This is a genomic window from Pseudomonas sp., from assembly GCF_049645325.1.
In the GTDB taxonomy this organism is placed as follows: Bacteria; Pseudomonadota; Gammaproteobacteria; order Pseudomonadales; family Pseudomonadaceae; genus Aquipseudomonas.
This window is the reverse complement of record NZ_JBARTQ010000357.1, coordinates 1-2,699: the sequence shown is the minus strand read 5'-3', so window position 1 is coordinate 2,699 and position 2,699 is coordinate 1. Positions and strand designations below refer to the sequence as shown.

Below are 2,699 nucleotides of genomic sequence, written 5' to 3'. Positions count from 1 at the left end.
TGTGGGAGCGGGCTTGCTCGCGAAGACGGTGTGTCAGTCACTGCAGGTGTGACTGATCTACCGCCTTCGCGAGCAAGCCCGCTCCCACATTTTGATCCAGTTCCTCCAGAGAGACCCGGTTACTTGCCGGGTGTGAGGGTCAAGCGGGTTTTGCCATACGCCTTGTCGAAGTTCTGCGGCTGCATCGGGAAGCTCAGGTATTGCGCCTTGAGCGACGGGTCGATGCCATTGGCATAGTTCGGGCTGGCCGGGTTGCCGGACTGGCCGATGCCGCCCTGGCCCATCATCGGTTCAGCCTGGCTGAAGTCGACGATCATGCGCAGCGCCGGCACTTGAGTGGTGTCGAAACTCTGCCCCCAGCTAAACGGCGCCGGGTTCAAGGTGTTGTGGTCGCCGCCGCTGGCAAACGGGCCGCGAATCACCTGGCCATTAGTGTTTTTCCAGGTGGTGGTGTGCAACTTGCCCCACTGCCAGGCTTTGTGATCGGCGCCCAACTGGCTGTCGCCGGCGGTGATCGCAGCCGCGAGGCTGCGCGCAAGGATCGCCGGTTTGTCTTCTTTCTGCGCGGTGCGCACGTCATCCCAGAACGGGCTGTCTTCGCGGCCCAGCAAGTGGTCGGCGTTGGCGGAGTAGGACAGGTTGGCGTTGCTGATAAAGGCTTTCCAGCTCGCGCTGTTTTCCGGGCCGAGTTCGTCGAGGAAGATCTGCCGGGTGCTTTCCTGCAGGAACAGCTCGTAGATCGCCGCGTCGGCGGAGGTTGACGCCAGGCGGCCATCAAAGGCCATCAGGCGGCTCAACGCCTCGCGTGCCTTGGCGGCTTCGGCTGCCGGCAACGCGTCAATCGCCTGTTTCAGCGGCTGGGCCATGCCTGGCGCCTGGAACATGGTCTTGAGTTTGGCGGCAAACAGGGTGGTCTGGTCGTACTGCATGGCGATCATGCTGCGGCTGTCGTGCTTGCCCGCATTGGCCAGTTGCGCCAGGCGCTCGCTGCGCTCCGGCGCATCCCATGAGTTGGACAATTGCATGCCGTAGCCACGCGGTGCGGTGCGCTGGTTGGCAGTGCCGATCCAGCCTTGAGCCGGGTCCTGGTCATACGGGTGCAGCATCGCGTCGGCGTAGCCGTCCCAGTCAAAGCGCGCATCCCAGCCCGGCGAGGGCAGCAGGCCTTCGCCTTCGCGACGGTTGGGGAAGCGGCCGGTGACTTGCCAGCCGATGTTGGTGGCGTCGGCGAAGATCATGTTCAGTGCGATGGCGCGAATTTCGCGGGTCGCGTCCGAGGCTTTGCCGGCGTTTTGCGCGCGGGACAGGTCGAAGAACGCATCCAGGCTCTTGTCGTCCTTGAAGTTGGCGGTTTGCAGCGCCAGGCCAAAGCCGGTGGTCAGCGCCTGGCTGCTGTTAAGCAGGGCGCCGTGGCGGGTTTCATACACCACTTCGCGCAGGGGGCGTTGGCCCTTGGCAAAGTAGGTTTCGTTACGCACGCCGGCCGGTAGCCATTTTCCGTCGTTCTCGTAGTACAGCGCGCTGCCCTGGCGTTTAACCTTTTCCAGGAACAGGTCCTGGGTGTCGCCCTTGACCGCACTCATGCTCCACGCGACTTTGCCGTTGAAGCCGGACAGCAGCGTCGGCAAACCGGCAATCGAAACGCCGACGGCCTGGTATTTCGGTGCGCGAATTTGCACGTAATTCCACGGCGACGGCGCTTGTGGCTGGGCCGCGAGGTCACTGGCCAGCAGGCTTTTGCCGCTGCGGCTGCGTTGCGGGCCGATCGCCCAGTTGCTCGACGTGGTGACAGCCAGCGCGTTGAGGCTGTTCAGTTGTTGGCCGACCGCTTCCAGCCCGGCGAGGCCGGTGACCTGGCCCAGGTTCACGCCCTTGAGCTTGTCGGTTTCGCCCAGGGGGATGGGCTCGTCCGGCGCGCTTGGGGTGAGCCAGGCGAGTTTGTCGACGCCGACTTTTTGCGCGAGTACCAGCGACGACAGCTCTTCCTGCAGGTTGCTCGACTCGCTGAAATTCAGCAGGCAGAACAACAACGCCGAATCTTCCGGCTTCCAGTACTCGGGCTTGTAGCCGGTCTGGGCCAGGTCTGGCGGCAGCTTGTCGCGGTAGCGGAACAGGTAGGCGTTGACGCCACGTGCGTACACTTCAAAGAAGCGCTTGAGGCGCGGCGACGAGGCGTTATACAGCTCGCCGGCGCTTTTTTTCAGGTTGACTGCGCGCATGAAGCGGTCGACATCCAGCACGTCCGGCCCGGACATTTCCGCCAGGCGGCCCTGGGCAAGCAGGCGCAAGGTGACCATCTGCGTGATGCGATCACTGGCGTGCACGTAGCCGAGGCTGAACAGCGCGTCATGGAAGGTGTTGCTTTCGATCAGCGGCATGCCCTGGGCATTGCGGCGCACCGACACATTTTGTGCCAGGCCTTTGATCGGCTGCACACCGGCGACCGGTGGCAGGGTGTCCTGGGTGCTCTGGAGCTGGCAACCGGCCAGGCTTAACGCACTGGCTACTGCCGCGGCAACGCCGAACCGGGGAAGAAATTGTGAGAGGGCTGGCGAGGCCATGGCAAAGCTCCTGCGGGGGGTAGCGTCATTAAAGGCGCTACGTTAGTGAGCGCGGCGAAACGACGCAAGCAGGAGTTTGGGTTAAGCGTCAGATCTTGAGCCCTGTACAGAACAATGTGGGAGCGGGCTTGCTCGCGA

Annotated in this window: 1 protein-coding gene; it reads right to left on the bottom strand. The window is 63.4% G+C overall.

Translation table 11 applies throughout. The annotated features are described in order from the left end of the window. Positions 1-119 precede the first annotated feature (119 nt). Positions 120-2,561, bottom strand: coding sequence for a penicillin acylase family protein (locus tag WBB95_RS15880; protein ID WP_424488456.1), 2,442 nt, complete (start codon positions 2,559-2,561; stop codon positions 120-122). Between the last annotated feature and the right edge of the window lie 138 nt (positions 2,562-2,699).

Excerpts from the sequence above, each read along its gene's own strand:
- WBB95_RS15880 (WP_424488456.1), bottom strand. The coding sequence starts at position 2,561 with ATGGCCTCGCCAGCCCTCTCACAATTTCTTCCCCGGTTCGGCGTTGCC.